Genomic DNA, 260 nt, shown 5'->3' with positions numbered 1-260 from the left:
TCGCGGTTGAGTGGTAGTAGACGGTCTCTGCAGTAACTGTATGGGGCTATAGCTCAGCTGGGAGAGCGCCTGCCTTGCACGCAGGAGGTCAGCGGTTCGATCCCGCTTAGCTCCACCATGCAGTTTACTAAACTATCTCAAAACTGATTCCCGGCATAAAAAGCCGAGTCACGTTTGAGATATTTGCTCTTTAACAATCCGGAACAAGCTGAAAATTGAAACGACATGTCGTTTTCATTCTCCGTAATAAGAATGAAGTC

General features: G+C 47.3%; 1 tRNA gene. It reads left to right on the top strand.

Annotated elements, in window-relative coordinates:
• Positions 1-42 precede the first annotated feature (42 nt).
• A tRNA-Ala gene (locus ACA373_RS22180) sits at positions 43-118 on the top strand.
• Positions 119-260: the final 142 nt, after the last annotated feature.

The organism is Erwinia sp. STN24 (assembly GCF_041320675.1).
GTDB classification, from domain to species: domain Bacteria; phylum Pseudomonadota; class Gammaproteobacteria; order Enterobacterales; family Enterobacteriaceae; genus Erwinia; species Erwinia aeris.
This window is presented reverse-complemented; position numbering and strand designations above follow the sequence as displayed.